Below are 24,673 nucleotides of genomic sequence, written 5' to 3'. Positions count from 1 at the left end.
GCCGGGGAGTGCCTAGCCCGTCGGCTGGGCCAGCTGGATGAGGTTGCCGACCGTGTCGTCCAGGACGGCGGCGATCACCTGACCCTGCTCCCGCGGGTCCTGGACGAAGTGGACGCCCTCCCCGCGCAGGCGCTCGTACTCCGCGCGGAGGTCGTCCACGGAGAACACGATGGACGGCAGGCCCGCCTCCCGCACCGCCCTGCGGTACGGCTCCGCGATGGGACCCTGGCCCGGCTCCAGCAGGAGCTCCAGGTCCCGCTGGGCGCCGTCCTTCGCGCCCACGGTGACGAACAGCGTCCCGCCGCCCAGATCCATGTGGGTACGGGTCTCGAAGCCGAGGACATCGGTGTAGAAGGCGTGCGCCTTCGCCACGTCGTCGACGTACACGCTGGTCATGGCCACTTTGATCACGGACTGCGCCTTTCGGGTGCGGATCAGATGCCGAGCTGTTTGGTCTCGCGCAGCTTCGCGATCGCGTTCTCGTCGCCGTCCAGCTCCACCTTGGCGGCGCTCTGCCGGCCGTAGGCGAACAGCACCAGCTCGGACGGCTCGCCGGTCACCGTGACCACCGGGGTCCCCCGGTGCGCCACGGCCGTCTGGCCGTCCGGACGGCGCAGCACCAGACCGGTCGGCACACCGCGCCCCATCAGCCGGGCGGAACGCTCCAGCCGCGACCACAGGGCGTCCTGGAAGACCGGGTCGAGCTCACGCGGCGTCCAGTCGGGCTGGGCACGGCGCACGTCCTCCGTGTGGACGTAGAACTCGACGATGTTCGACAACTCGTCGACCTGCTTGAGCGAAAAGGGTGAGAAGCGCGGCGGACCCGTCCGGATCAGCTGGATCAGCTCCTCGTACGGCTTGGCGGTGAACTCAGCCATCACCCGCTCCAGACGCGCCGCCAGCTGCTTGACCAGCATGCCGCCGGCGGCGTCGGGGCGGCGCTCGCGCACCACCACATGGGCGGCGAGATCCCGGGTCGTCCAGCCCTCGCAGAGGGTCGGGGCCTCCGGGCCCGCGGTCTCCAGGAGATCGGCCAGGAGAAGTCGTTCACGCTTGGCATGGGTCGACATGCCAGCCAGCCTACGGCCGGCCGGGACGTCCGCCCAGTGGACGTCCGCGCGGGCACGACGTCCCCGCGCGGCACAATGGTTCGCATGACCAGCACGTCCCGGCCCAGCCGCCTCGACCCGGAGATCGCCGCGCGGCTCAAGCGCAGCGCCGACGGCCTCCTGCCCGCCATCGCCCAGCAGTACGACACCGGAGAGGTGCTGATGCTGGGCTGGATGGACGACGAGGCGCTGCATCGCACGCTGACCACCGGCCGCTGCACCTACTGGTCGCGCAGCCGCCAGGAATACTGGGTCAAGGGGGACACCTCCGGCCACTTCCAGTGGGTCAAGTCCGTCGCCCTCGACTGCGACGCGGACACCGTGCTCGTCAAGGTCGACCAGGTCGGCGCCGCCTGCCACACCGGGGCCCGCACCTGCTTCGACGCCGACGTGCTGGCGGTGGCGGACGCCCCCGCCTCGGATCAGTAAGGTCTGCCGCCATGGACCTCGAGACGTTCCGCAAGCTCGCCACCGACCGCCGGGTCATCCCGGTCACCCGCAAGCTGCTCGCCGACGGCGACACCCCCGTCGCGCTCTACCGCAAGCTGGCCGGCGAGCGCCCCGGCACCTTCCTGCTGGAGTCCGCCGAGAACGGACGCTCCTGGTCCCGCTACTCCTTCGTCGGCGTCCGCAGCGCCGCCACCCTCACCGAGCGCGCCGGGCAGGCGCACTGGGAGGGAGCCCCGCCCGTCGGCGTGCCCGTCGACGGCGACCCGCTCGCCGCGCTGCGCGCCACCCTGGAGACCCTGCACACCCCGCGCGACCTCGCCCACGACCTGGGCCTGCCGCCCTTCACCGGCGGCATGGTCGGCTACCTCGGCTACGACATCGTGCGCCGCCTGGAGAAGGTCGGCCCCGGCGAGCGCGACGACCTCAAGCTGCCCGAGCTGACCATGCTGCTCACCAGCGACCTCGCCGTCATGGACCACTGGGAGGGCTCCGTCCGGCTGATCGCCAACGCGATCAACCACAACGACCTGGAGACCGGCGTCGACGAGGCGTACGCCGACGCCGTGGCCCGCCTCGACGCCATGGAGGCCGACCTCACCCGCGCGGTGGCCCAGCCGCCCGCCGTGCTGCCGCCCTCCGAGCTGCCCGACCACACCGCGCTGTGGGGCGGCCCCGACTTCCAGCGGGCCGTGGAGGACATCAAGGAGCGCATCCGCGCGGGGGAGGCCTTCCAGGTGGTCCCCTCCCAGCGGTTCGAGACGCCGTGCACGGCCAGCGCCCTCGACGTCTACCGGGTGCTGCGGGCCACCAACCCGTCGCCCTACATGTACCTGTTCCGCTTCGACGGCTTCGACGTCGTCGGCTCGTCCCCCGAGGCCCTGGTGAAGGTCGACGACGGGCAGGCCATGCTCCACCCCATCGCCGGCACCCGGCACCGCGGCGCCACCCCCCAGGAGGACCAGGCCCTCGCCGACGAACTGCTCGCCGACCCCAAGGAGCGCGCGGAGCACCTCATGCTCGTCGATCTGGGACGCAACGACCTCGGGCGCGTCTGCGAACCCGGCTCCGTCGAGGTCGTCGACTTCATGTCCGTCGAGCGGTACTCGCACGTCATGCACATCGTCTCGACGGTCACCGGCCGGGTCACCGCCGGCCGCACCGCGTTCGACGTGCTCACCGCCTGCTTCCCGGCCGGCACGCTCTCCGGCGCGCCCAAGCCCCGGGCGCTCCGGATCATCGACGAACTCGAACCGTCCCGGCGCGGCCTGTACGGCGGCTGCGTGGGCTACCTCGACTTCGCGGGCGACTCCGACACGGCGATCGCGATCCGTACGGCGCTGCTGCGGGACGGCACCGCGTACGTCCAGGCCGGAGCGGGCATCGTGGCCGACTCCGACCCGGTCGCGGAGGACACCGAGTGCCGCAACAAGGCGGCGGCGGTGCTGCGCGCGGTGCACACCGCGAACCGGCTGTCCACGGCCTGAGAGGCGCCCGAGGTGAACCCCGGGTGTCGGTTCGCCCGGGGTTCAGGCGATAGTGGAGGGCGTGACTGCTGTACCCAGCCCCCGTTCCGAGGCCGCCGGCTCCGCCCGCACCGGCCGCATCAGCCTCGCCGTCGCCCTGCTGAGCGGCGCCCTGGGCGCGGCCGTGGCCCTGCTCGCCACCCGGCAGCAGTGGTCGGCGGGCACCGCCTCGGTCGCGGGCGGCACGTTTCCGCTGACCGCCAAGGGGAGTGACGTCACGGGCGTGCCCGCCGCGCTGGCCGTGGTGGGGCTGGCGGCACTGGTCGCGGTGTTCGCGGTGCGCAGGGCCGGGCGGCTGGCCGTCGCGGCGCTGCTCGCGCTGTCGGGGGCCGGGACCGTCGCGGCGGCGGCGCTCGGGGCGTCGGACAGCGCGGCGCTGGACGAGAAGGCTGCGGAGGTGTCCGGGGACACGTCCGCGACGGTGGGCGCGCTCAGCCATACGGCCTGGCCGTACGTGGCCCTCGTGGGCGGTGTGCTGTTGCTGCTGGCCGGTCTGCTGGCGCTGCGGTACGGCCGGCTGTGGCCGGCGATGTCCGGGCGCTACGAACGAAACGGCGCCCCGCGTACGCGCCGCGGCCCCGCCCGTGTCGACCCCGACCGCCCCGAAGACCTCTGGAAGGCCCTGGACCGAGGCGAGGACCCCACCGGCGCGTAACCCCCCGACCGACTGCGGGCAGTCGTGCCGCCCCAGCGGCACGACTGCCCGCGAGGCGGGCGGTGTGGGGTGGCTCGACCCCGGCAGGGTGTTGTCGGGCGTGGGGCGCGAGGCGGGCGGTGTGGGGTGGCTCGGCGCGGCGCGCCCGGGCGGGGGTGTCGCGCGGCCCGGGGTGTGTACCCCCGGTCACTGTCCGGGCGTGCGTGCGGGACAATGATGGGTGAGCGTCTGCTCAGACACGTACACAGCAACGAGGAGCAAGCAATGGCGGGCAGCAGCCACGGTCACACCCCGGCCGCCTGGACCGGTGTCATCATCGCCTTCATCGGTTTCTGCGTCTCGGGCGCGTTCATGGTGATGGACCAGCCCGCGGGCTTCTGGGCCGGCCTGGGCCTCGTCATCGTCGGCGGCATCGTCGGGGCCATCATGCGCTCGATGGGCCTCGGACAGCCGAAGAGCAACCCCGTCGTGCCGGCCCGCGCCGAGGGCTGAGCACGGCGGAGCACATCGCACAGGGGCGGGCCCGGCACGAAGGAACGGTGCCGGAACCGCCCCTGAGCCGCGTCCGGGGCACAATGCACCACGTGAACGCCACCGGACCCAGCGTCACCCCGGGCAGGGCGGCCCGGCTGGCCGTCCCCGCCGGGCTGCTCGTCGCCGTCGCCGGGGCCTTCGCCTACGTCGGCACCGTCGACCCCAACGAGCCCGGCCACTACCCCGCCTGCCCGCTGCTGCGCCTCACCGGCCTGTACTGCCCCGGCTGCGGCGGACTGCGCAGCGCGCACGCCGTCGTCCACGGCGACCTCCTCACCGCCCTCCAGGCCAACGCGCCCGCCGTCCTCGGCTACGCCGCCTTCGCCGTGCTGTGGACCGTCTGGGTGGTGCGCGCGGCGCGCGGCAGGCCGCTGCGGGTGGACCCGCCGCCCGCGCTCGTGTGGTCCCTGGGAGGGTTGCTGCTGGTCTTCACGGTTGTCCGGAACCTGCCGTTCGGTGGCTGGTTGCATCCTTGATCAACATGTGAATGTCCAGGTAGTGGGACCGCGTCAACCTGGATGCGAGGCATACGCCCTGCTGCGGATACCATCGCAGTGACCATCGAAGACCGACCGTCAGGAAGGGGGCCGCTCGCGTGAGTGTGCTCGACGAGATCATCGACGGAGTCCGTGCCGACCTCGCGGAGCGGCAGGCGCGCGTCAGCCTCGACGAGCTCAAGGAGCGCGCGGCGAAGGCTCCCGCGGCCAAGGACGGCGTGGCCGCCCTGCGCGGCGACGGCGTCAAGGTGATCTGCGAGGTCAAGCGCTCCAGCCCCTCCAAGGGCGCGCTGGCCGCGATCGCCGACCCGGCCGGACTCGCCGCCGACTACGAGGCGGGCGGCGCCGCCGTCATCTCCGTCCTCACGGAACAGCGCCGCTTCGGCGGCTCGCTGGCCGACCTGGAGGCCGTCCGCGCGCGCGTCGACATCCCCGTGCTGCGCAAGGACTTCATCGTCACCGCGTACCAGCTCTGGGAGGCCCGCGCGTACGGCGCCGACCTCGCGCTGCTGATCGTCGCCGCCCTCGACCAGCCGGCCCTGGAGTCGCTGATCGAGCGCGCCGTGTCCATCGGCCTCACCCCGCTCGTCGAGGTGCACGACGAGGACGAGGTCGAGCGCGCGGTGGACGCGGGCGCCAAGGTCATCGGAGTCAACGCGCGCAACCTGAAGACGCTGGAGGTCGACCGCGGCACGTTCGAGCGGGTCGCCCCGGAGATCCCCGCCGACATCGTCAAGGTCGCCGAGTCCGGCGTCCGCGGCCCGCACGACCTCATCGCCTACGCCAACGCCGGCGCCGACGCCGTCCTGGTGGGCGAGTCCCTGGTCACCGGCAAGGACCCGAAGACGGCGGTCTCCGACCTGGTGGCGGCCGGCGAACACCCGGCACTCCGCCACGGCCGCGGCTGATCCACCGGTAGGCTGGCCCCGATGACCCTTTCGCTGACCCCGGCCCGGGACCCGTACGCCCGCCTCGCGCGCGGCTGCCGGCCCCGAGGCTGCCGTGCCCCCGCCCGCCGGGTCCACGGCCGCAGGGTCCGCTACGTCATCGGGGACGAGCCGGGACAAGTAAACGGGCGGCGATGGCAGCGCGCCCCATAGGGGCGCGGGGAACTGCGCGACAAGCCACCGACGGCCCGCAGCGGCCGGACAAACCCCCGCCCCCACGGCGAAACGTGCCCAACACACACTCACCGTGAGGTTCACGCATGCCCAGTAACTTCTTCATCCCCGACCCGGAGGGTCAAGTCCCCACCGCCGAGGGCTATTTCGGCGCGTTCGGGGGCAAGTTCATCCCCGAGGCCCTCGTCGCGGCCGTCGACCAGGTCGCCGTCGAGTACGACAAGGCCAAGCACGACCCCGAGTTCGCCCGGGAACTCGACGACCTCCTGGTCAACTACACCGGCCGCCCGAGCGCGCTCACCGAAGTCCCCCGTTTCGCCGAGCACGCCGGCGGAGCAAGGATCTTCCTCAAGCGCGAGGACCTGAACCACACCGGCTCGCACAAGATCAACAACGTGCTGGGCCAGGCCCTGCTCACCAAGCGCATGGGCAAGACCCGCGTCATCGCCGAGACCGGCGCCGGCCAGCACGGCGTGGCCACCGCCACCGCCTGCGCCCTCTTCGGCCTCGACTGCACGATCTACATGGGCGAGATCGACACGCAGCGCCAGGCCCTCAACGTCGCCCGGATGCGCATGCTCGGCGCCGAGGTCATCGCCGTGAAGTCCGGCAGCCGCACCCTGAAGGACGCCATCAACGAGGCGTTCCGCGACTGGGTCGCCAACGTCGACCACACGCACTACCTGTTCGGCACGGTCGCCGGCCCCCACCCCTTCCCGGCGATGGTGCGCGACTTCCACCGAGTCATCGGCGTCGAGGCCCGCCGTCAGCTCCTGGAGCGCGCCGGACGCCTTCCCGACGCCGCCATCGCCTGCGTCGGCGGCGGCTCCAACGCCATCGGCCTGTTCCACGCCTTCATCCCGGACCCGGACGTACGCCTCATCGGCTGCGAGCCCGCCGGGCACGGCATCGAGACCGGCGAGCACGCGGCCACCCTGAGCGCGGGCGAGCCCGGCATCCTGCACGGCTCGCGGTCGTACGTCCTCCAGGACGACGAGGGCCAGATCACCGAGCCGTACTCCATCTCGGCCGGCCTGGACTACCCGGGCATCGGACCCGAGCACTCCTACCTCAAGGACTCCGGCCGCGGCGAGTACCGCGCGGTCACCGACGACGCCGCCATGCAGGCCCTGCGCCTGCTGTCGCGCACCGAGGGCATCATCCCGGCCATCGAGAGCGCCCACGCGCTGGCCGGCGCCCTGGAGGTCGGCAAGGAGCTGGGCCCGGACGGGCTGATCGTCGTCAACCTGTCCGGCCGCGGTGACAAGGACATGGACACCGCCGCCCGCTACTTCGGGCTGTACGACACCGACGCCGAGGTCGCCGCCGACGAGGCCGGCACCACCGCCGAGATCGAGGGGGACGCCAAGTGAGCGGGAACGTGCGACTGCTGAACGACACCCTCGCCGCGGCGAAGGCCGAGGGCCGCTCCGCCCTCATCGCCTACCTCCCGGCCGGGTTCCCGACCGTGGACGGCGGCATCGAGGCGGTCAAGGCCGCCCTGGAGGGCGGCGCCGACGTCGTGGAGGTGGGCCTGCCGCACAGCGACCCCGTCCTCGACGGCCCGGTCATCCAGACCGCCGACGACATCGCCCTGCGCGGCGGCGTGAAGATCGCCGACGTGATGCGCACCGTCCGCGAGGCGCACGCGGCCACCGGCAAGCCGATCCTCGTCATGACCTACTGGAACCCCATCGACCGCTACGGCGTCGAGCGGTTCACCGCCGAGCTCGCCGAGGCGGGCGGCGCCGGCTGCATCCTGCCCGACCTGCCGGTCCAGGAGTCGGCGCTGTGGCGGGAGCACGCCGAGAAGCACGGCCTCGCCACGGTCTTCGTGGTCGCGCCCAGCAGCAGGGACGCGCGGCTCGCCGAGATCACGGCGGCGGGCAGCGGCTTCGTGTACGCCGCCTCCCTCATGGGCGTCACCGGCACCCGTGAGTCGGTCGGCGCGCAGGCGGAGGACCTGGTGCGCCGCACCCGCGCCACCACCGACCTCCCGGTCTGCGTCGGCCTCGGCGTCTCCAACGCCGCCCAGGCCGCCGAGGTGGCCGGCTTCGCCGACGGTGTGATCGTCGGCTCGGCCTTCGTCAAGCGGATGCTGGACGCCCCCGACCACACCGCCGGCATCGAGGCCGTCCGCGCGCTCGCCGGAGACCTGGCCAGGGGCATACGCCGACAGGCGTAACCGACCGGGAAATCCGCAGGTAGTCATACGGATCCCTCGTACGGGTGGTCCTGGGACCGGGGAGGCGCTGTGCGCCTCCCCGGTTCGTTCTGCGGGGTGTGAGCGAGAAGAACCGAGACGGAAAGCGCACCGCCCGGGAGCGGATGGCGGTCGAGCGCGAGAAGCAGAAGGCGGCGGAGAAGCGCCGCCGCGCCCTCATCGTGGGTGCGAGCGTGGTCTGTGTCCTGGGGCTCGCGGCGGTGATCGGAGTCGTCGCCGCCAACTCCGGCGGGGACGACGAGAGCGACTCGGCGGGCCCGGTCGTGGCGCCCTCGGGCGCCCTCGGCAAGGACGGCACCGCCATCCCGGTCGGGAAACCGAGCGCCAAGGCGACGCTCACGGTGTGGGAGGACTTCCGCTGCCCGGCCTGCAAGTCCTTCGAGCAGGCCTACAGCCCGACCATCCACGAGCTGACCGACGCCGGGCAGCTCAAGGTGGAGTACCACCTGGTCACACTGATCGACAACGGCCTGGGCGGTACGGGGTCCCGCAACGCGGCCAACGCCGCGGCCTGCGCCCAGGACGCCGGGAAGTTCGCCGCCTACCACGACGTGCTGTTCACGAACCAGCCGATGGAGAGCGACGACGCCTTCGCCGACAACGACAAGCTGATCGAGCTGGCCGGCAAGGTCGACGGACTCGACACCCCCGCCTTCCGTTCCTGCGTCGAGGACGGCACGCACAACAGCTGGGTCGCCAAGTCGCACGAGGCCTTCCAGAAGGGCGGCTTCAGCGGCACGCCGACGGTCGTGTTCGAGGGCAGGAACATCTACGAGGACCGCTCGATGACACCCGAGAAGTTCAAGCAGATGGTCGAGGAGGCCAACAAGGGACAGTGACGCCCCGGGAAGACCATCGGACGGTCCTGTTATGGAGCCGTAGCCGGTCCGCCTGCCGTGCGGCCGGTCCGGCACGGTAGCGTCGACCTTGCCATGGAACTTGCCTACATTCCCAGCCCGTCGAGCGGGGTGCTGTACCTCGGCCCCGTTCCGCTGCGCGGCTACGCGTTCTGCATCATCATCGGCGTCTTCGTTGCCGTCTGGCTCGGCAACAAGCGCTGGATCGCCCGGGGCGGGCGGGCCGGCACGGTGGCCGACATCGCTGTCTGGGCCGTGCCCTTCGGCCTGATCGGCGGCCGGCTCTACCACGTGATCACGGACTACCAGCTGTATTTCAGCGAGGGCCGTGACTGGGTGGACGCCTTCAAGATCTGGGAGGGCGGCCTCGGTATCTGGGGCGCGATCGCCTTCGGCGCGCTCGGCGCGTGGATCGGCTGCCGGCGCCGGGGCATCCCGCTGCCCGCCTACGCCGACGCCATCGCGCCGGGCATCGCCTTCGCCCAGGCGATCGGACGCTGGGGCAACTGGTTCAACCAGGAGCTGTACGGGCGGTCCACGGATCTGCCGTGGGCGGTGGAGATCACGTCCTCCTCCGACGGGCGGGTCCCGGGCACGTACCACCCGACGTTCCTGTACGAGTCGCTGTGGTGCATCGGTGTGGCGCTGCTGGTGATCTGGGCGGACCGCAGGTTCAAGCTCGGGCACGGGCGGGCGTTCGCGCTGTACGTCGCCGCGTACTGCGTCGGGCGGTTCTGGATCGAGTACATGCGGGTCGACGAGGCGCATCACATCCTCGGGCTGCGGCTGAACAACTGGACGTCGGTCGTGGTGTTCCTGCTGGCGGTGCTGTACATCGTGCTGTCTCTGCGGAAGCGGCCGGGGCGGGAGGATGTTGTTGAGCCGGGGGGCTCCGACGCCGCTGTGGAGGCCGAGGGTGAGTCTTCCGTGGAGTCGGACTCCTCGGACTCCTCTGACTCCAAGGACTCCCGTGAGGCCGAGGACTCCTCTGACTCCAAGGATGGGGCCGGGTCGGCGAAGAAGGGCTGACCGGCTGTTGTACTGCGCCGAGGGCGTCCGGGTTCTCCGGGCGCCCTCGGTGTGTGTGGGGCGGGGGTGGGTCGCGCTGCCCGGCGTTTGCGGGGTGCCGTCGCGCCCACCCGTGCCGCCCCAGCGGCACGACTGCCCGCGGAGAGCGCGGCGGGCGGGCCTCAGGTTCTGTTGGCCAGGGTCAGGGTGCGGTGGGCTGCTGTTACTACCGCTGTGTCGATGAAGGTGCCGTCCGGGAGGGCCTGGGCGCCCTGGTCGGAGGCCGCTGCCTTGATGATGGTTTCCGCCTTTTCGATCTCCTGCTCCGTGGGGAGGTACGCGCGCTCGATGACCGGGAGCTGGCGCGGGTGGATCGCGGCACGTCCGAGGAAGCCCAGGGCTCGGCCCCGTACGCAGGAGGCCATGAGGCCGTCCAGGTCCCGGGTGTCGGGGTGGACGGACTGGGTGGGCGGGGCCAGGCCCGCCGCCCGCGCGGCGACGACCACCCGGGAACGGGACCAGTCGAGGCCCGAGTCGTCGCGTACGCCCAGGTCGGCCCGTAGGTCCGCCTCGCCGATCGCGATACCGCGCAGGGACGGGTGGGCGGTGGCCACGGCGTGGGCGCGCTCGATGCCGAGGGCCGTCTCCAGGAGGGCGTACAGAGGCAGTGTGTCCCCCTTGGCGGACACCGTCCGGCGTGCGACGCGCACGACCTCGGACGGGGACGACACCTTGGGCAGGCGCAGGCCGGACAGGCCGGGGGCCGGGGCGACGGCCGCGAGGTCGGCGCGGGCCCAGGGCCCGGACAGGGCGTTGACCCGGACGTGGACCGGGACCGGCTGGGGCTCGCGCAGCAGCTCGGCGGTGGCAGACCGGGCGTAGGCCTTGCGGTCGGGGGCGACCGCGTCCTCCAGGTCGATCACCACCACGTCGGCGCCGGAGGTGAGCGCCTTCGCCACCACCGGGGGACGGTCGCCGGGGGCGTACAGCCAGGTCAGCGGGAACCCCGTCACAGGGCGCCCTCCGCGCGCAACTCAGCGAGTTCGTCCGGGGTGAGGCCCAGTCCGGTCAGGACCTCCTCGGTGTCCGCGCCGTGCGGGCGGCCCGCCCAGCGGATCGCGCCCGGGGTGCCGGAGAGCCGGAACAGGACGTTCTGCATGCGCAGGGGGCCCAGCTCCGGATCGTCGACCGTGGTGATCGTGTCCAGGGCCTGGTACTGCGGGTCCGCCATGACGTCCCGTACGTCCTGGATCGGGGCGACGGCCGCCTCCGCCTTCTCGAAGGCGGCCAGTACGTCGGCGCGGGTGTGCCGGGCGATCCAGCCACCGACCGCCTCGTCCAGGACGTCCGCGTGCCGGGCCCGGTCCTCGCCGGTGGCGAACCAGGGCTCGTCGATCAGCTCCGGCCTGCCCACCAGGTGCATCACGCGCTCGGCGATCGACTGGGCCGAGGTGGAGACGGCGACCCAGGTGCCGTCGGCGGTGAGGTAGGTGCCCCGGGGCGCGTTGTTCTGGGAGCGGTTGCCGGTGCGCGGCTGGACGTGGCCCAGCTGGTCGTACCAGGTCGGCTGGGGGCCGAGGGCGGTCAGGATCGGCTCGATCAGGGCCATGTCGACCACCTGGCCCTCCCCGGTGCGGTCCCGCCCGGCGAGCGCGGCCATCACCGCGTACGCCGTGGCCATGCCCGCGATCGAGTCCGCCAGGCCGAACGGCGGCAGCGTCGGCGGCGCGTCCGGTTCGCCGGTGATCGCGGCGAAGCCGCTCATCGCCTCCGCGAGGGTGCCGAAGCCCGGCCGGTGCGCGTACGGGCCGAACTGGCCGAAGCCGGTGACCCGGACCAGGATCAGCCGGGGGTTCGCGGCGGACAGTTCGGGCCAGCCCAGGTCCCACTTCTCCAGGGTGCCGGGGCGGAAGTTCTCGATGATCACGTCGGTGGACCCGGCCAGGCGCAGCAGGGTGGTCCGGCCGCCGGGCTTGGACAGGTCGAGGGTGATGGTGCGCTTGTTGCGGCCGAGCATCTTCCACCACAGGCCGATGCCGTCCTTCGACGGTCCGTGGCCACGGGAGGGGTCCGGTTTCCTCGGATGCTCGACCTTGACGACCTCCGCGCCGAAGTCGCCGAGCAGGGTCGCGGCGAGGGGTCCGGCGAAGAGGGTGGCGAGGTCCAGGACGCGCAGGCCGGTCAGCGGGGGATCGGCGGGGGTGGGCCTGGTCATGGGCGGGTGGCCTCCAGGTGGGTCAGTCGGGCCAGGGTGTCGAAGCCGGTGCCGTGGAAGTCGCCGACGGAGGTGGCCAGCCGGTTCTTCAGCGGGGCCGTCCAGCGTTCGGGAAGCGCGCGGGGCGAACCGGCGAGAAGAGCGGCGATGCTGCCGGCCGTCGCGCCGTTGGAGTCGGTGTCCCAGCCGCCGGACACCGCACGGCAGATGGAGCCGGTGAAGTCGCCGTCGGCGTGGGTGAGGGCGGCGGCGATCAGGGCGGTGTTGGGGACGGCGTGCACCCAGTGGTGGGTGGCGGCGTAGGTGTCGTGCAGGACGTCGACGACCGTGTCGAAGTCGGTGTGCTCGTGCGCGAGTCGCATGGCTCGGTGGACGGCTCGGGCGAGGCGGGAGCGGGGCGGGACGACGGTGAGGCCCATGCGCAGACAGGCGTGGACGTCGTGGTCGCCGGTGGCGGCGGTGGCGATGACGGCCGCCGTGAACATCGCCGCGTAGACGCCGTTGGCGGTGTGGGTGAGGGTGGCGTCGCGGTGGGCCTGTTCGGCGGCGGCGGCCGGGTCGCCGGGGTTGGTCCAGCCGTGCACGTCCGCACGGATCAGGGCGCCGATCCATTCGCGGAAGGGGTTGTGGTGGCGGGCGGTGAGCGGGGGTTCCAGGCCGCTGAGGAGGTTGCGGTACGCGATGCGTTCGGCGGTGAAGGTGCGGCCGGCGGGGAGTTCGTCCAGCCAGACGCGGGCGACGTCGGTGGGGGTGAAGGCTCGGCCGTGGCGTTGGAGGACGAGGAGGGCGAGGAGGGGGTAGTTGAGGTCGTCGTCCTCGGGCATGCCGTCGATGTTCTCGGCGAGGGAGGTTGGCGCGGAGCGGCGGTTCCAGGGGTGTTGGGTGAGGAGGTCCTCTGGGACGCCGTGGGCGGTGAAGTAGGTGTTCAGGGGCCAGTTGTTGGTGGCTTGGGCGAGTTGGCGGATAGCGGTGAGGGGGAGTTTCTCCACCGGTTTGCCCAGGAGGCAGCCGGCTGCTCTGCCGAGCCAGGCGGCTTCCAGGTGCGGGGGGTGTGGTGCTGGGCGGGGGTGGGTCGCGCTGCCCGGCGCTTGCGGAGTGCCTCCCCCACTCTCGGCTTCGCTCGAGCGGGAGGTACCCCCACCGCCCACCCGTGCCGCCCCAGCGGCACGACTGCCCGCAGACTGCGGCGCGTGGCTGCCCGCAGACTGAGCAGGCCAGTTGGGGCATAGGGATTTGATGGTGGGGAGGTCGGTTGGTTCGTCGTCGGAGAGGGTGCTGGGGAGGTCGGCCAGTTCGTCCAGGAGGTCGGTGGCCAGGAGGCGGAGGTAGGGGGATGCGGGGCGGGGGGAGGCGCCCGCGGTGAGGGGGGCCTCGGGACCGCCCGCCGCGCGCCAGCGGGCGGCGATTCTCGAGGGCTCCCGGCCGTCCTGGGCGGCCTGGCGCAGTTCGTGGCCGATCAGGTCCTCCGGCTGGACCCAGGTCAGTCGGAGCATCCAGAGCCTCCCAGCTCCGCGAATGCCCGCTCGTGGGCGCGGCGGCGGCGTACGTCCCGCTCGAAGATCTCGCGGGTCACCCCGGTCAGCGTGACCGCCGGTTCCCACAGGTCCAGGCGGCTGGCCTCCGACACGGTCTTGGCCCAGTCGTGGGGGACCGGTGAGCCGAGCGCACCGGCCACCGCGCCGGCCATCGTGGCGATGGAGTCGCAGTCCCGGCCGTAGTTCACCGCGCCCAGCACCGCGTGCCGGAAGTCGCCGCCGGCCACCACCAGCATGCCCAGCGCGACCGGGAGTTCCTCGATGGCGTGCAGCCGGGACGGGCGCCGCGCGCCCAGGGAGGGGGCGCGGTAGTCCGGGCCGACCGTGTCGTACGGGGTCACCGCCTCCCGCAGCGGGCGCAGCGCCGACTCGAAGTCCGTGTGCCGCGCGGCCTCCTCGCAGACCCGCTCGATCGCCGTCCGCGTGCCGTCCTTCGCGAGGGACAGGCACGCGGTGACGACCGAGTCCGCCGTGGCGCCGGGCGCGCACGCCGCCGCCACGGCCGCGGCGAAGACTCCGGCCGCCTCCCTGCCGTACGACGACTGGTGCGCGCCCGCGACATCCAGTGCCTCGGCGTAGGCGGCGGCCGGGTGGGCGGCGTTGACGAGTCCCACCGGGGCCATGTACATCGCGGCGCCGCAGTTGACGATGTTGCCGACGCCGGCCTCGCGCGGGTCCACATGGCCGTAGTGCAGGCGGGCCACGAGCCATTTCTCGGCGAGGAAGATCCGTTGCAGCGGGATCGCCTCCGCCTCCAGCTCCGGGATCCAGCGCGGATTGGTCATCAGGTCCGGGACCAGGTGGTCGGCGACGGCGTAGGCGTCGAGGTGGTCGCGGACCCGCGCGTACACCCGCACCAGCGCGTGCGTCATCAGGGTGTCGTCCGTGACGTGGCCGTCGCCCTTGTGGTACGGGGCGATGGGACGGGCGGTGCGCCACTCGGCGCCGTTCCAGGGGCCGACGACGCCGTGCACGCGCCCGCCGTGGCGTTCGACGATCTGCTCGGGGGAGTACCCCTCGACCGGTCCGCCGAGGGCGTCGCCGACGGCGGCTCCCACGAGGGCGCCGCTGATCCGTTCGTCCAGGGGCAGACCCCGGTCCCGGGTTCGCTCGGTTTCCGACTCTTTACGCGTCATGCCCGAATCATCCTCCCGGTGGGGCGGGTTGTGCGGCTTCCAGGAGTCCGGCGAGTTCCACCAGGTCCGTGCCGGTGAGCCGGGGGAGTACGCAGCCGGAGAGGGTGCGGCAGCTCTCCCTCCAGGTCTCCGGGATCGCGGAGCCGCCGCCCAGTGCGCCGGTGAGGGCGCCGACGAGCGCCGGGGCGGAGTCCGCGACCCGCGACAGACAGGCGGCCGCGGGGACCGCCTCCGCGATCCGGCCCCGGGCGGCGGTGGTGAGGGCCAGGGCGACGGGGACGGTCTCGGCGGCGGCGACGCCGTAGCTGTAGACGTGGTCGACGATCTGGTGCTCCAGCGGCGGTACGAGGGCGAAGGCGCTGTCGGCGTCCGCCGCGAGCTTGAGGGCGTGCCGGGCGTTGCGGCCGATCTCGGTGTCCTCGGGGAGCTCGGCGCACGCGGCGGCCACGCAGGCGTGCGGGTCCGCCCCGGTCAGCGCGAGCGCGACGGCGGCGGCCATGGCGCGGGCGCCGTGCACACCGTCCCCGTCCTGGGTGTAGCGGGCGTCGAACTCGGCGAGGTCGGCGGCGGCCCGGGGATCGCCGGGGTGGGCGACGGCCAGGACGCAGGCGCGTACGCAGGCCGCGTCGTCGAAGTAGTGCGGGTTGTCGTGGCCGGTGGCGGGCGGGCGCAGACCGGTGGCGAGGTTGCCCAGGCCCGCGCGGACGGAGATGCGGGCACGGAGGGGGAGTACGGCGGACTCCGTCTCGGGTGCGCGCTCGGTGGCGGCGGCGACCTCGGCGGCTACGGAGTTCCAGGTCAGGTCGATGGCGGCGCGGGTACGGCGCTCTCGGCTGAGGTCGCCGAGGGCGGTGTCGTCGCCGGCCCGCAGGACCGCCTCGGCGGCGAAGGCGGCCCACTCGGCGTCGTCGGAGGGGCCCAGGCGGAGGGGTTCGGGGGGCTGGTTGAGGGCGATCGGGACGGGGAGGGTGGTGGTGGCGTTCTGCTCGGCGAAGGTGTCCAGTTCGCGGGTGAGGCGTCTGGTCCACTCGGGCATGCGGGCGGCTCTGTGGCGGGCGGCGGGCCAGCCGGCGGCGTCGCCTGCGGCGAGGCCGAGGAGCAGCCCCTCGATTTTCGCCTGTGGGGGCGGTTCCGCGGCCTCGGCTTCGCCTTCGGCCGGGGATTCGTTCCCACCCGCACCGCGCGTGCGGCTTTCGTCGTCGGGTGCGGGTGGCCCCTGTGGGGGGTCCTCGCCGTCGGCGGCTGCGGTTCCGGCGGCTGCGGGGGTCGTTGTCAGTGAGGTCATGTGGGGGTCTCCGGGGTCAGGAGGGCCGCGATGTCCAGGACGTGGTGGCCCGCCATGGCGGGGAGGCAGGTGCCGCGGGCCGGGGTGATGGCGGCCGACCAGGCCGCCGGGATCGCCGAGGCGCCCCGGGTCGCACCCGCCAGCGCGCCCGCGACCGCCGCCGTGGTGTCGGCGTCGCGGCCCATGTTGACGGCCGTCAGCACCGCCTGTTCGAAGTCGCCGTCGGCCGCCGCGTACGCGCCGAAGGCGAGGGCGACCGCCTCGGGGGCCAGGTCGGTCCACGGGTAGCCGCCGATCACCACCGCCGCGCGGACCGCGCGTTCGCCCAGGTGGGCCGCGGTCACGGCGCGGCGCAGCGAGCGGGCGGTCCAGGAGTCGTCCGGCACCACCGCCAGCGCGGAGGCGACCACCGCGACCACCGGCGCCCCGGCCATCGCCGCGGCGACGCCCGCCGCGACCGCCCGGCCGCCGTGGATGCCCTCGCCGTCGTGGCTGACCGAGCCGTCGATCGCCGCCAGCCGGGCCGCCTCGTCCGGACGGCCCGCCGCGAACACCCCGTGGGGCGCCGCCCGCATCGCCAGCCCGTCGCTCCACGCGTGCCGGTGCTGGGCGGAGATGGGCGCCGCCAGCCCCCGGCGCAGGTTCTCCAGCGTGCCGCGCTCGCTGAACCCGGCGCCCCGGAAGGGCCCCTCCGCGCGGTCGGCGATCAGTTCGTGCCAGGCCGCCTCGACATGCGCCGGGGTGAGCGCGGAGCCGTGCCGGGCCAGCAGCAGGCCGGAGAAGATCGCGTACTCGGTGTCGTCCGTGCCCGCCGGGTGCTCCGCCACGTATCCCGTGATGCGACCCCAACGGGCGCGGATCTCGGAGGGCTTCATGTTCTCGGCCGGGGCCCCCAGCGCGTCGCCCACGGCCAGGCCGAGCAGCGCGCCGCGCGCCCGCTCGCGGAGCCCGAGGGCGTCCCCGGGCGCCGGGGCCGAGGGGATGCAGGCGGTCGATGCCATACGCGGCTCTCCTCTCAGGTGCGCCCCGAAAGGCGCGGAGCCCTTCCGAAGGGCGCGGAGCCCTTTGCGGAACTCTCCCCCGGTGCGGTGTCCGGCGCAGCCTCAGGGCCCCCAGCGTCACCCGGTCGACATCTGTGCGTCCTTCTACACAAACGAGCGAAAGCTGCAAAGCCGCAGGTTAGCCCAGCCTTTCCTTGCTGGCGGGAGGGAATGCGGAGGCGTATCTTGAGTGTTGTCGAGAAGTAGAACTTGTCCAAAGAAGCGTTCGGGGTGGCACCCCGAAGACCATCTGGGGGACCACGCATGGCCATCATCGAGACCGAGGCGGCGCTCCACGAGGCGCACCGCGACAACCACACGCACCGGGATGTGAACGGCGGCTGGCTGCGCCCCGCCGTGTTCGGCGCGATGGACGGACTGGTCTCCAACCTCGCCCTGATGACGGGCGTCGCCGGCGGTGCGGTCAGCCAGCAGACCATCGTGCTCAGCGGCCTCGCCGGCCTGGCCGCCGGCGCCTTCTCCATGGCGGCCGGCGAGTACACCTCCGTCGCCTCCCAGCGCGAGCTGGTCGAGGCCGAGCTCGACGTTGAGCGGCGTGAGCTGCGCAAGCACCCGAAGGACGAGGAGGCCGAACTCGCCGCGCTCTACCAGGCCCGCGGGGTCGAGCCCGGCCTGGCCCGCGAGGTCGCCCGGCAGCTCTCCAGGGACCCCGAGCAGGCGCTGGAGATCCACGCCCGCGAGGAACTCGGCATCGACCCGGGCGACCTGCCCTCGCCCACCGTCGCCGCCGTGTCCAGCTTCGGCTCCTTCGCGCTCGGCGCCCTGCTGCCCGTACTGCCCTATCTGCTGGGCGCGAGCAGTCTGTGGCCGGCCGTGCTGCTGGCGCTGCTCGGCCTCTTCCTGTGCGGCGCGGTGGTGGCCAAGGTGACGGCGCGCACCTGGTGGTACAGCGGCCTGCGGCAGCTCGCGCTCGGTGGCGCGGCGGCCGGTGTGACATACGCCCTGGGCACACTGTTCGGAACGGCCGTAGGATAAGCCCTCGCACTTATGCGTTGGGCCGTATAAGTAGTCGTTACTTGCTGGTTTCGACTGCATGACCACTGGGCATGAGCCGTAAGCGCTGTGGGCAAAGAGGCCGACGGCGTGCCCGCGGGGCAGGCGAAGGGGCCTTTTCCCGCCAGCGGACCGACGGACATCGATCTGTCCGGCCCGGTCCCCCATGGCTTCCATCGACAGGCGCGGAACCCCACCGCGACCCGTGCGATGTCCGCATGCTGGAACGGATTATCCCGGTTCCCGAGAACCGCTCCATCATGTAACCTGCACGAAATTTCGCACCACGCAGAGGGCCAACGTCGTCCCTCGGCACCTGCACATGCCACATGACGACGACGGGAGAGCCGATGCGTACGCCGCGCCAGCCGTCCCAGCATTCCACGAACGACCGCCTGAACTGGTCGTTCATGGATGCTCGCCCTGCTGCGCAGGGTATGTACGACCCCCGCAACGAGCACGACGCCTGCGGCGTCGGCTTCGTCGCCACCCTCACCGGCGAGGCGTCCCACACCCTGGTCGAGCAGGCCCTCACGGTCCTGCGCAACCTCGAACACCGCGGTGCCACCGGCTCCGAGCCGGACTCCGGCGACGGCGCCGGAATCCTCTCCCAGGTCCCCGACACCTTCTTCCGCGAGGTGGCCGGATTCGAACTGCCCGAGGCGGGCGGCTACGCCGTCGGTATCGCCTTCCTGCCGGAGGACGGCACCGACGAGGCCGCCGCCCGGATCGAGCGGATCGCCGCCGACGAGGACCTGACCGTCCTCGGCTGGCGCGAGGTGCCCGTCGCGCCCGAACTGCTCGGCGCCACCGCCCGCTCGACGATGCCGGTCTTCCGCCAGATCTTCGTCACGGCCGGCGACACCAAGGGCATCGACCTCGACCGCAGGGCGTTCGTCCTGCGCAAGCGCGCCGAGCGCGAGGCCGGCGTCTACTTCCCGTCGCTGTCCGCGCGGACCATCGTCTACAAGGGCATGCTGACCACCGGCCAGCTCGAGCCCTTCTTCCCGGACCTGTCCGACCGCCGCTTCGGCTCCGCCATCGCGCTCGTGCACTCCCGGTTCTCCACGAACACCTTCCCGTCGTGGCCGCTCGCGCACCCGTACCGCTTCGTCGCCCACAACGGTGAGATCAACACCGTCAAGGGCAACCGCAACTGGATGCGCGCCCGCGAGTCCCAGCTCGTCTCCGACCTGTTCGGCTCCGACGAGAAGGCCATCGAGCGGATCTTCCCGGTCTGCACGCCCGACGCCTCGGACTCCGCCTCCTTCGACGAGGTCCTCGAACTGCTGCACCTGGGCGGCCGCTCGCTGCCGCACTCCGTGCTGATGATGATCCCGGAGGCGTGGGAGAACCACGACTCCATGGACCCGGCCCGGCGCGCCTTCTACCAGTACCACTCCACGATGATGGAGCCCTGGGACGGCCCCGCCTGCGTCACCTTCACCGACGGCACCCAGGTCGGCGCCGTGCTCGACCGCAACGGTCTGCGCCCCGGCCGCTACTGGGTCACCGACGACGGCCTGGTCGTCCTCGGCTCCGAGGTCGGCGTCCTCGACATCGACCCCGCGAAGGTCGTCCGCAAGGGCCGCCTCCAGCCCGGCCGCATGTTCCTCGTGGACACCGCCGAGCACCGCATCATCGAGGACGACGAGATCAAGGCCCAGCTCGCCGCCGAGCACCCCTACGCGGAGTGGCTCGAGGCCGGCGAGATCGAGCTGCCCGACCTGCCCGAGCGCGAGCACATCGTGCACACCCACGCCTCGGTCACCCGCCGCCAGCAGACCTTCGGCTACACCGAGGAGGAGCTCCGCGTCCTCCTCGCGCCGATGGCCAAGACCGGCGCCGAACCGATCGGCTCGATGGGCACCGACTCGCCGATCGCCGCCCTGAGCGAGCGCCCGCGCCTGCTCTTCGACTACTTCACCCAGCTGTTCGCACAGGTCACCAACCCGCCGCTGGACGCGATCCGCGAGGAACTGGTCACCTCCCTGCGCTCCCCGCTGGGCCCGTCGGGCAACCTGCTGGCGCCGACCGCGGCCTCCTGCCGCAGCGTCGTCCTGCCCTTCCCGGTGATCGACAACGACGAGCTGGCCAAGCTCATCCACATCAACGCCGACGGCGACATGCCCGGCTTCAAGGCCGCGACCCTCTCCGGCCTGTACCGGGTGTCCGGCGGCGGCGACGCGCTCGCCGCCCGCATCGAGGACATCTGCGCTGAGGCCGACGCCGCCATAGAGAACGGCGCCCGCCTGATCGTCCTGTCGGACCGGCACTCCGACGCCGAGCACGCGCCGATCCCGTCGCTGCTGCTCACCGCCGCCGTCCACCACCACCTCATCCGCACCAAGCAGCGCACCCAGGTGGGCCTGCTGGTCGAGGCCGGTGACGTCCGCGAGGTCCACCACGTCGCCCTGCTCATCGGCTACGGCGCCGCCGCCGTCAACCCGTACCTGGCGATGGAGTCCGTCGAGGACCTGGTCCGTGCCGGAACCTTCCTGCCGGGCATCGAGCCCGAGAAGGCCATCCGCAACCTCATCTACGCCCTCGGCAAGGGCGTCCTGAAGGTCATGTCCAAGATGGGCATCTCCACGGTCGCCTCCTACCGAGGCGCCCAGGTCTTCGAGGCCGTCGGCCTCAACGAGTCCTTCGTGGAGAAGTACTTCAACGGCACCGCCACCAAGATCGGCGGCGTCGGCATCGACGTCGTCGCCCAGGAGGTCGCCGCCCGTCACGCCAAGGCGTACCCGGCCAGCGGCATCGCGCCCGCGCACCGCGCGCTCGACATCGGCGGCGAGTACCAGTGGCGCCGCGAGGGCGAGCCGCACCTGTTCGACCCCGAGACGGTCTTCCGCCTCCAGCACTCCACGCGCTCCGGCAAGTACGAGATCTTCAAGAAGTACACCGAGCGCGTGAACGAGCAGTCCGAGCGGCTGATGACGCTCCGCGGGCTCTTCGGCTTCAAGTCCGGCCGGGGACCGATCCCGATCGACGAGGTCGAGCCGGTCTCCGAGATCGTCAAGCGGTTCTCCACCGGCGCCATGTCGTACGGCTCCATCTCCCAGGAGGCGCACGAGACCCTCGCCATCGCCATGAACCAGCTGGGCGGCAAGTCCAACACCGGTGAGGGCGGCGAGGACCCGGAGCGGCTGTACGACCCGGCCCGCCGGTCGTCCATCAAGCAGGTCGCATCCGGCCGCTTCGGTGTGACGTCCGAGTACCTGGTCAACTCCGACGACATCCAGATCAAGATGGCCCAGGGCGCCAAGCCCGGCGAGGGCGGCCAGCTGCCCGGCCACAAGGTCTACCCGTGGGTCGCGAAGACGCGTCACTCGACGCCGGGCGTGGGCCTCATCTCCCCGCCGCCGCACCACGACATCTACTCCATCGAGGACCTCGCCCAGCTGATCCACGACCTGAAGAACGCCAACCCCCAGGCGCGCATTCACGTCAAGCTGGTCTCCGAGGTCGGCGTCGGCACCGTCGCCGCGGGTGTGTCCAAGGCCCACGCGGACGTCGTGCTGATCTCCGGCCACGACGGCGGCACGGGCGCCTCCCCGCTCACCTCGCTGAAGCACGCGGGCGGCCCCTGGGAGCTCGGCCTCGCCGAGACCCAGCAGACCCTGCTGCTCAACGGCCTGCGCGACCGGATCGTCGTGCAGACCGACGGCCAGCTCAAGACCGGCCGTGACGTGGTCATCGCCGCGCTGCTCGGCGCCGAGGAGTTCGGCTTCGCCACCGCCCCGCTGGTCGTCTCCGGCTGCGTCATGATGCGCGTCTGCCACCTGGACACCTGCCCGGTCGGCATCGCCACCCAGAACCCGGTGCTCCGCGACCGGTACTCCGGCAAGGCCGAGTACGTGGTGAACTTCTTCCAGTTCATCGCCCAGGAGGTCCGCGAGCTCCTCGCCGAGCTGGGCTTCCGCTCCATCGAGGAGGCCGTCGGCCACGCCGAGGTGCTCGACGTGACCCGCGCGGTCGACCACTGGAAGGCGCAGGGCCTGGAGCTGGAGCCGCTGTTCCACGTGCCCGACCTGCCGGACGGCGCCGTCCGCCACCAGGTCGTCGCCCAGGACCACGGCCTGGAGAAGGCCCTCGACAACGAGCTGATCAAGCTCGCCGCCGACGCGCTCTCCGCCGCCGGCGCCGAGGACGCCCAGCCGGTGCGCGCCCAGGTCGCCATCCGCAACATCAACCGCACGGTCGGCACCATGCTCGGCCACGAGGTGACCAAGAAGTTCGGCGGTGCGGGCCTGCCCGACGACACCATCGACATCACCTTCACCGGCTCCGCCGGCCAGTCCTTCGGCGCCTTCGTCCCGCGTGGTGTCACGCTGCGCCTGGAGGGCGACGCCAACGACTACGTCGGCAAGGGCCTGTCCGGCGGCCGGATCGTCGTCCGCCCGGACCGCGCGGCCGACCACCTCGCCGAGTACAGCGTCATCGCGGGCAACACCCTCGCGTACGGCGCCACCGGCGGCGAGATGTTCCTGCGCGGCAGGACCGGCGAGCGGTTCTGTGTCCGCAACTCCGGCGCGCTGGTCGTCTCCGAGGGCGTGGGCGACCACGGCTGCGAGTACATGACCGGCGGTCACGCGGTGGTCCTCGGCGAGACCGGGCGCAACTTCGCGGCCGGCATGTCCGGCGGCATCGCCTACGTCATCGACCTGGACCGGGACAACGTCAACGCCGGCAACCTGGGCGCCGTGGAGGCGCTGGACGACGCCGACAAGCAGTGGCTGCACGACGTGGTCCGCCGGCACCAGGAGGAGACGGGCTCCACCGTCGCCGAGAAGCTGCTGGCCGAGTGGGACACGGCCGTGGAGCGCTTCAGCAAGATCATCCCCAGCACGTACAAGGCAGTGCTCGCCGCCAAGGACGCCGCCGAGCGAGCCGGTCTGTCCGAGACCGAGATCACCGAGAAGATGATGGAGGCGGCGATCAATGGCTGACCCGAAGGGCTTTCTGAACCACGGCCGCGAGGTCGCCAGGTCCCGTCCGGTCGAGGAGCGCAAGAAGGACTGGAACGAGGTCTACGTCCCCGGCTCCCTGCTGCCCATCATCAGCAAGCAGGCCAGCCGGTGCATGGACTGCGGCATCCCGTTCTGCCACAACGGCTGTCCGCTGGGGAACCTCATCCCCGAGTGGAACGACTACGCCTACCGCGAGGACTGGGGCGCCGCGTCCGAGCGGCTGCACGCCACCAACAACTTCCCGGAGTTCACGGGCCGTCTGTGCCCCGCTCCGTGCGAGTCGGCGTGTGTGCTCGGCATCAACCAGCCGCCCGTCACCATCAAGAACGTCGAGGTCTCGATCATCGACAAGGCGTGGGAGACCGGTGACGTCGCCCCGCAGATCCCCGAGCGGCTGTCCGGCAAGACCGTCGCGGTCGTCGGCTCGGGCCCCGCGGGCCTGGCCGCCGCCCAGCAGCTGACCCGGGCCGGCCACACGGTCGCGGTGTACGAGCGCGCGGACCGCATCGGCGGCCTCCTGCGCTACGGCATCCCCGAGTTCAAGATGGAGAAGCGGCACATCAACCGCCGTATCGAGCAGATGCGCGCGGAGGGCACCAAGTTCCGCACCGGCGTGGAGATCGGCCGTGACATGCCGGCGACGGCGCTGCGCAAGCGGTACGACGCCGTGGTCCTCGCCGTCGGCGCGACGACCGCGCGCGACCTGCCGGTGCCGGGCCGCGAGCTCAAGGGCATCCACCAGGCCATGGAGTACCTGCCGCTGGCCAACAAGGTGCAGGAGGGCGACTACGTCGCCCCGCCGATCTCGGCCGAGGGCAAGCACGTCGTGGTGATCGGCGGCGGCGACACCGGCGCCGACTGCGTGGGCACCGCCCACCGCCAGGGCGCGGCCTCCGTGACGCAGCTGGAGATCATGCCCCGCCCGAACGAGGAGCGGAACCCGGTCGCCCAGCCGTGGCCGACGTTCCCGATGCTCTACAAGGTCACGTCCGCCCACGAGGAGGGCGGTGAGCGGGTCTACTCCGTCTCCACCACCCACTTCGAGGGCGACGAGGACGGCAACGTCCAGTGGCTGCACCTCACCGAGGTGGAGTTCATCGAGGGCAAGCTGACCCCGAAGGCGGGCACCGAGCGCAAGATCCCGGCCCAGCTGGTCACCCTCGCCATGGGCTTCACCGGCACCGACCGGGACAACGGCCTGGTCGACCAGTTCGGCCTGGACCTCGACGAACGCGGTAACATCGCCCGCGACGCCGACTTCCAGACCAACGTGCCCGGTGTGTTCGTCGCCGGTGACGCCGGCCGCGGTCAGTCGCTGATCGTGTGGGCGATCGCCGAGGGCCGCTCGGCCGCCCGCGGCTGCGACCGCTTCCTGACCGGAGCGAGCGAGCTGCCCGCCCCGATCCGCCCGACGGACCGCGCGCTGGCGGTCTGACCCAGGTGACCTGAGGGTCCCTCACACACGTCCCGTACAAAGGCGTACGGAACAACAGGTGG

At 72.4% G+C, this 24,673-nt stretch carries 22 protein-coding genes; 14 read left to right on the top strand and 8 right to left on the bottom strand.

Annotation, left to right across the window (positions count from 1 at the left end):
- Nucleotides 1-12: 12 nt before the first annotated feature.
- Entirely contained in the window at nucleotides 13-411 is a 399-nt protein-coding gene (locus tag ACZ470_RS23320) for a VOC family protein (RefSeq protein WP_468429986.1), read from the bottom strand.
- Between the two features lie 23 nt (nucleotides 412-434).
- A complete protein-coding gene (locus ACZ470_RS23315; protein WP_468429985.1) occupies nucleotides 435-1,070 on the bottom strand; it encodes a TIGR03085 family metal-binding protein in 636 nt (211 codons plus the stop codon).
- An 84-nt stretch (nucleotides 1,071-1,154) separates the two neighbouring features.
- Here ACZ470_RS23315 and hisI point away from each other — a divergent pair, with 84 nt between their 5' ends.
- The 11 genes from hisI (at nucleotide 1,155) to lgt (ending at nucleotide 9,999) form a co-directional block, all read left to right on the top strand.
- A complete protein-coding gene (gene hisI, locus ACZ470_RS23310; RefSeq protein WP_468429983.1) occupies nucleotides 1,155-1,538 on the top strand; it encodes a phosphoribosyl-AMP cyclohydrolase in 384 nt (127 codons plus the stop codon).
- Between the two features lie 11 nt (nucleotides 1,539-1,549).
- On the top strand, nucleotides 1,550-3,043 hold the full coding sequence (locus ACZ470_RS23305) for an anthranilate synthase component I (RefSeq protein WP_468429981.1): 1,494 nt from the start codon (nucleotides 1,550-1,552) through the stop codon (nucleotides 3,041-3,043).
- A gap of 52 nt (nucleotides 3,044-3,095) precedes the next feature.
- Entirely contained in the window at nucleotides 3,096-3,737 is a 642-nt protein-coding gene (locus tag ACZ470_RS23300; RefSeq protein ID WP_468429979.1) for a TIGR02234 family membrane protein, read from the top strand.
- Nucleotides 3,738-4,001: 264 nt separating this feature from the next.
- Nucleotides 4,002-4,229 (top strand): HGxxPAAW family protein, encoded by a 228-nt coding sequence (locus ACZ470_RS23295; RefSeq protein ID WP_468429977.1) that lies wholly within the window; start codon nucleotides 4,002-4,004, stop codon nucleotides 4,227-4,229.
- Between the two features lie 83 nt (nucleotides 4,230-4,312).
- Complete coding sequence (locus ACZ470_RS23290; RefSeq protein ID WP_468430239.1) at nucleotides 4,313-4,747, top strand: DUF2752 domain-containing protein; 435 nt, start codon at nucleotides 4,313-4,315, stop codon at nucleotides 4,745-4,747.
- 119 nt (nucleotides 4,748-4,866) lie between these two features.
- Complete coding sequence (gene trpC, locus ACZ470_RS23285; protein WP_468429975.1) at nucleotides 4,867-5,676, top strand: indole-3-glycerol phosphate synthase TrpC; 810 nt, start codon at nucleotides 4,867-4,869, stop codon at nucleotides 5,674-5,676.
- Between the two features lie 21 nt (nucleotides 5,677-5,697).
- Nucleotides 5,698-5,868, top strand: a complete 171-nt coding sequence (gene trpM, locus ACZ470_RS23280; RefSeq protein WP_468429973.1) for a tryptophan biosynthesis modulator TrpM — start codon at nucleotides 5,698-5,700, stop codon at nucleotides 5,866-5,868.
- 107 nt (nucleotides 5,869-5,975) lie between these two features.
- Nucleotides 5,976-7,262: a tryptophan synthase subunit beta gene (gene trpB, locus ACZ470_RS23275; RefSeq protein WP_468429971.1), complete on the top strand. Its 1,287-nt coding sequence runs from the start codon at nucleotides 5,976-5,978 to the stop codon at nucleotides 7,260-7,262.
- Nucleotides 7,259-8,074 carry a tryptophan synthase subunit alpha gene (gene trpA / locus ACZ470_RS23270; protein WP_468429969.1) on the top strand — a complete coding sequence of 272 codons (816 nt, stop codon included), beginning with the start codon at nucleotides 7,259-7,261 and terminating at the stop codon, nucleotides 8,072-8,074. Before trpB ends, trpA begins: the two co-directional genes overlap by 4 nt.
- 98 nt (nucleotides 8,075-8,172) lie before the next feature.
- Nucleotides 8,173-8,952 carry a DsbA family protein gene (locus ACZ470_RS23265; RefSeq protein ID WP_468429967.1) on the top strand — a complete coding sequence of 260 codons (780 nt, stop codon included), beginning with the start codon at nucleotides 8,173-8,175 and terminating at the stop codon, nucleotides 8,950-8,952.
- 93 nt (nucleotides 8,953-9,045) lie between these two features.
- Complete coding sequence (gene lgt, locus ACZ470_RS23260; protein WP_468429966.1) at nucleotides 9,046-9,999, top strand: prolipoprotein diacylglyceryl transferase; 954 nt, start codon at nucleotides 9,046-9,048, stop codon at nucleotides 9,997-9,999.
- Between the two features lie 161 nt (nucleotides 10,000-10,160).
- On the opposite strand, the gene ACZ470_RS23255 is transcribed toward lgt, so the two are convergent.
- Genes ACZ470_RS23255 through ACZ470_RS23230 form a run of 6 tightly spaced genes read right to left on the bottom strand, consistent with a single transcriptional unit; the run spans nucleotide 10,161 to nucleotide 17,150 of the window.
- The gene (locus ACZ470_RS23255; protein WP_468429965.1) at nucleotides 10,161-10,991 is read right to left on the bottom strand and encodes an HpcH/HpaI aldolase/citrate lyase family protein; all 831 of its coding nucleotides are present in this window, start codon (nucleotides 10,989-10,991) and stop codon (nucleotides 10,161-10,163) included.
- Complete coding sequence (locus ACZ470_RS23250) at nucleotides 10,988-12,193, bottom strand: CaiB/BaiF CoA transferase family protein (protein ID WP_468429963.1); 1,206 nt, start codon at nucleotides 12,191-12,193, stop codon at nucleotides 10,988-10,990. The genes ACZ470_RS23255 and ACZ470_RS23250 overlap by 4 nt, the downstream gene beginning before the upstream one ends.
- Nucleotides 12,190-13,686, bottom strand: a complete 1,497-nt coding sequence (locus ACZ470_RS23245) for an ADP-ribosylglycohydrolase family protein (protein WP_468429961.1) — start codon at nucleotides 13,684-13,686, stop codon at nucleotides 12,190-12,192. The genes ACZ470_RS23250 and ACZ470_RS23245 overlap by 4 nt, the downstream gene beginning before the upstream one ends.
- Nucleotides 13,674-14,864 carry an ADP-ribosylglycohydrolase family protein gene (locus ACZ470_RS23240; RefSeq protein ID WP_468429959.1) on the bottom strand — a complete coding sequence of 397 codons (1,191 nt, stop codon included), beginning with the start codon at nucleotides 14,862-14,864 and terminating at the stop codon, nucleotides 13,674-13,676. Before ACZ470_RS23240 ends, ACZ470_RS23245 begins: the two co-directional genes overlap by 13 nt.
- A 7-nt stretch (nucleotides 14,865-14,871) precedes the next feature.
- The gene (locus ACZ470_RS23235; RefSeq protein ID WP_468429957.1) at nucleotides 14,872-16,149 is read right to left on the bottom strand and encodes an ADP-ribosylglycohydrolase family protein; all 1,278 of its coding nucleotides are present in this window, start codon (nucleotides 16,147-16,149) and stop codon (nucleotides 14,872-14,874) included.
- Nucleotides 16,146-17,150, bottom strand: coding sequence for an ADP-ribosylglycohydrolase family protein (locus tag ACZ470_RS23230; RefSeq protein WP_468429955.1), 1,005 nt, complete (start codon nucleotides 17,148-17,150; stop codon nucleotides 16,146-16,148). The genes ACZ470_RS23235 and ACZ470_RS23230 overlap by 4 nt, the downstream gene beginning before the upstream one ends.
- A 303-nt stretch (nucleotides 17,151-17,453) precedes the next feature.
- Between ACZ470_RS23230 and ACZ470_RS23225 the strand changes: the two genes are divergently transcribed.
- The 3 genes from ACZ470_RS23225 (at nucleotide 17,454) to ACZ470_RS23215 (ending at nucleotide 24,611) form a co-directional block, all read left to right on the top strand.
- Complete coding sequence (locus tag ACZ470_RS23225) at nucleotides 17,454-18,185, top strand: VIT1/CCC1 transporter family protein (protein ID WP_468429954.1); 732 nt, start codon at nucleotides 17,454-17,456, stop codon at nucleotides 18,183-18,185.
- A 368-nt stretch (nucleotides 18,186-18,553) separates the two neighbouring features.
- The gene (gene gltB, locus ACZ470_RS23220) at nucleotides 18,554-23,155 is read left to right on the top strand and encodes a glutamate synthase large subunit (protein WP_468430237.1); all 4,602 of its coding nucleotides are present in this window, start codon (nucleotides 18,554-18,556) and stop codon (nucleotides 23,153-23,155) included.
- Nucleotides 23,148-24,611 (top strand): glutamate synthase subunit beta, encoded by a 1,464-nt coding sequence (locus tag ACZ470_RS23215; RefSeq protein WP_468429952.1) that lies wholly within the window; start codon nucleotides 23,148-23,150, stop codon nucleotides 24,609-24,611. The genes gltB and ACZ470_RS23215 overlap by 8 nt, the downstream gene beginning before the upstream one ends.
- Nucleotides 24,612-24,673 lie beyond the last annotated feature (62 nt).

Source organism: Streptomyces sp. NPDC031111 (assembly GCF_055570675.1).
Note: the sequence above shows the minus strand (reverse complement) of the source record. Positions and strands in the feature narration are given on the sequence as shown.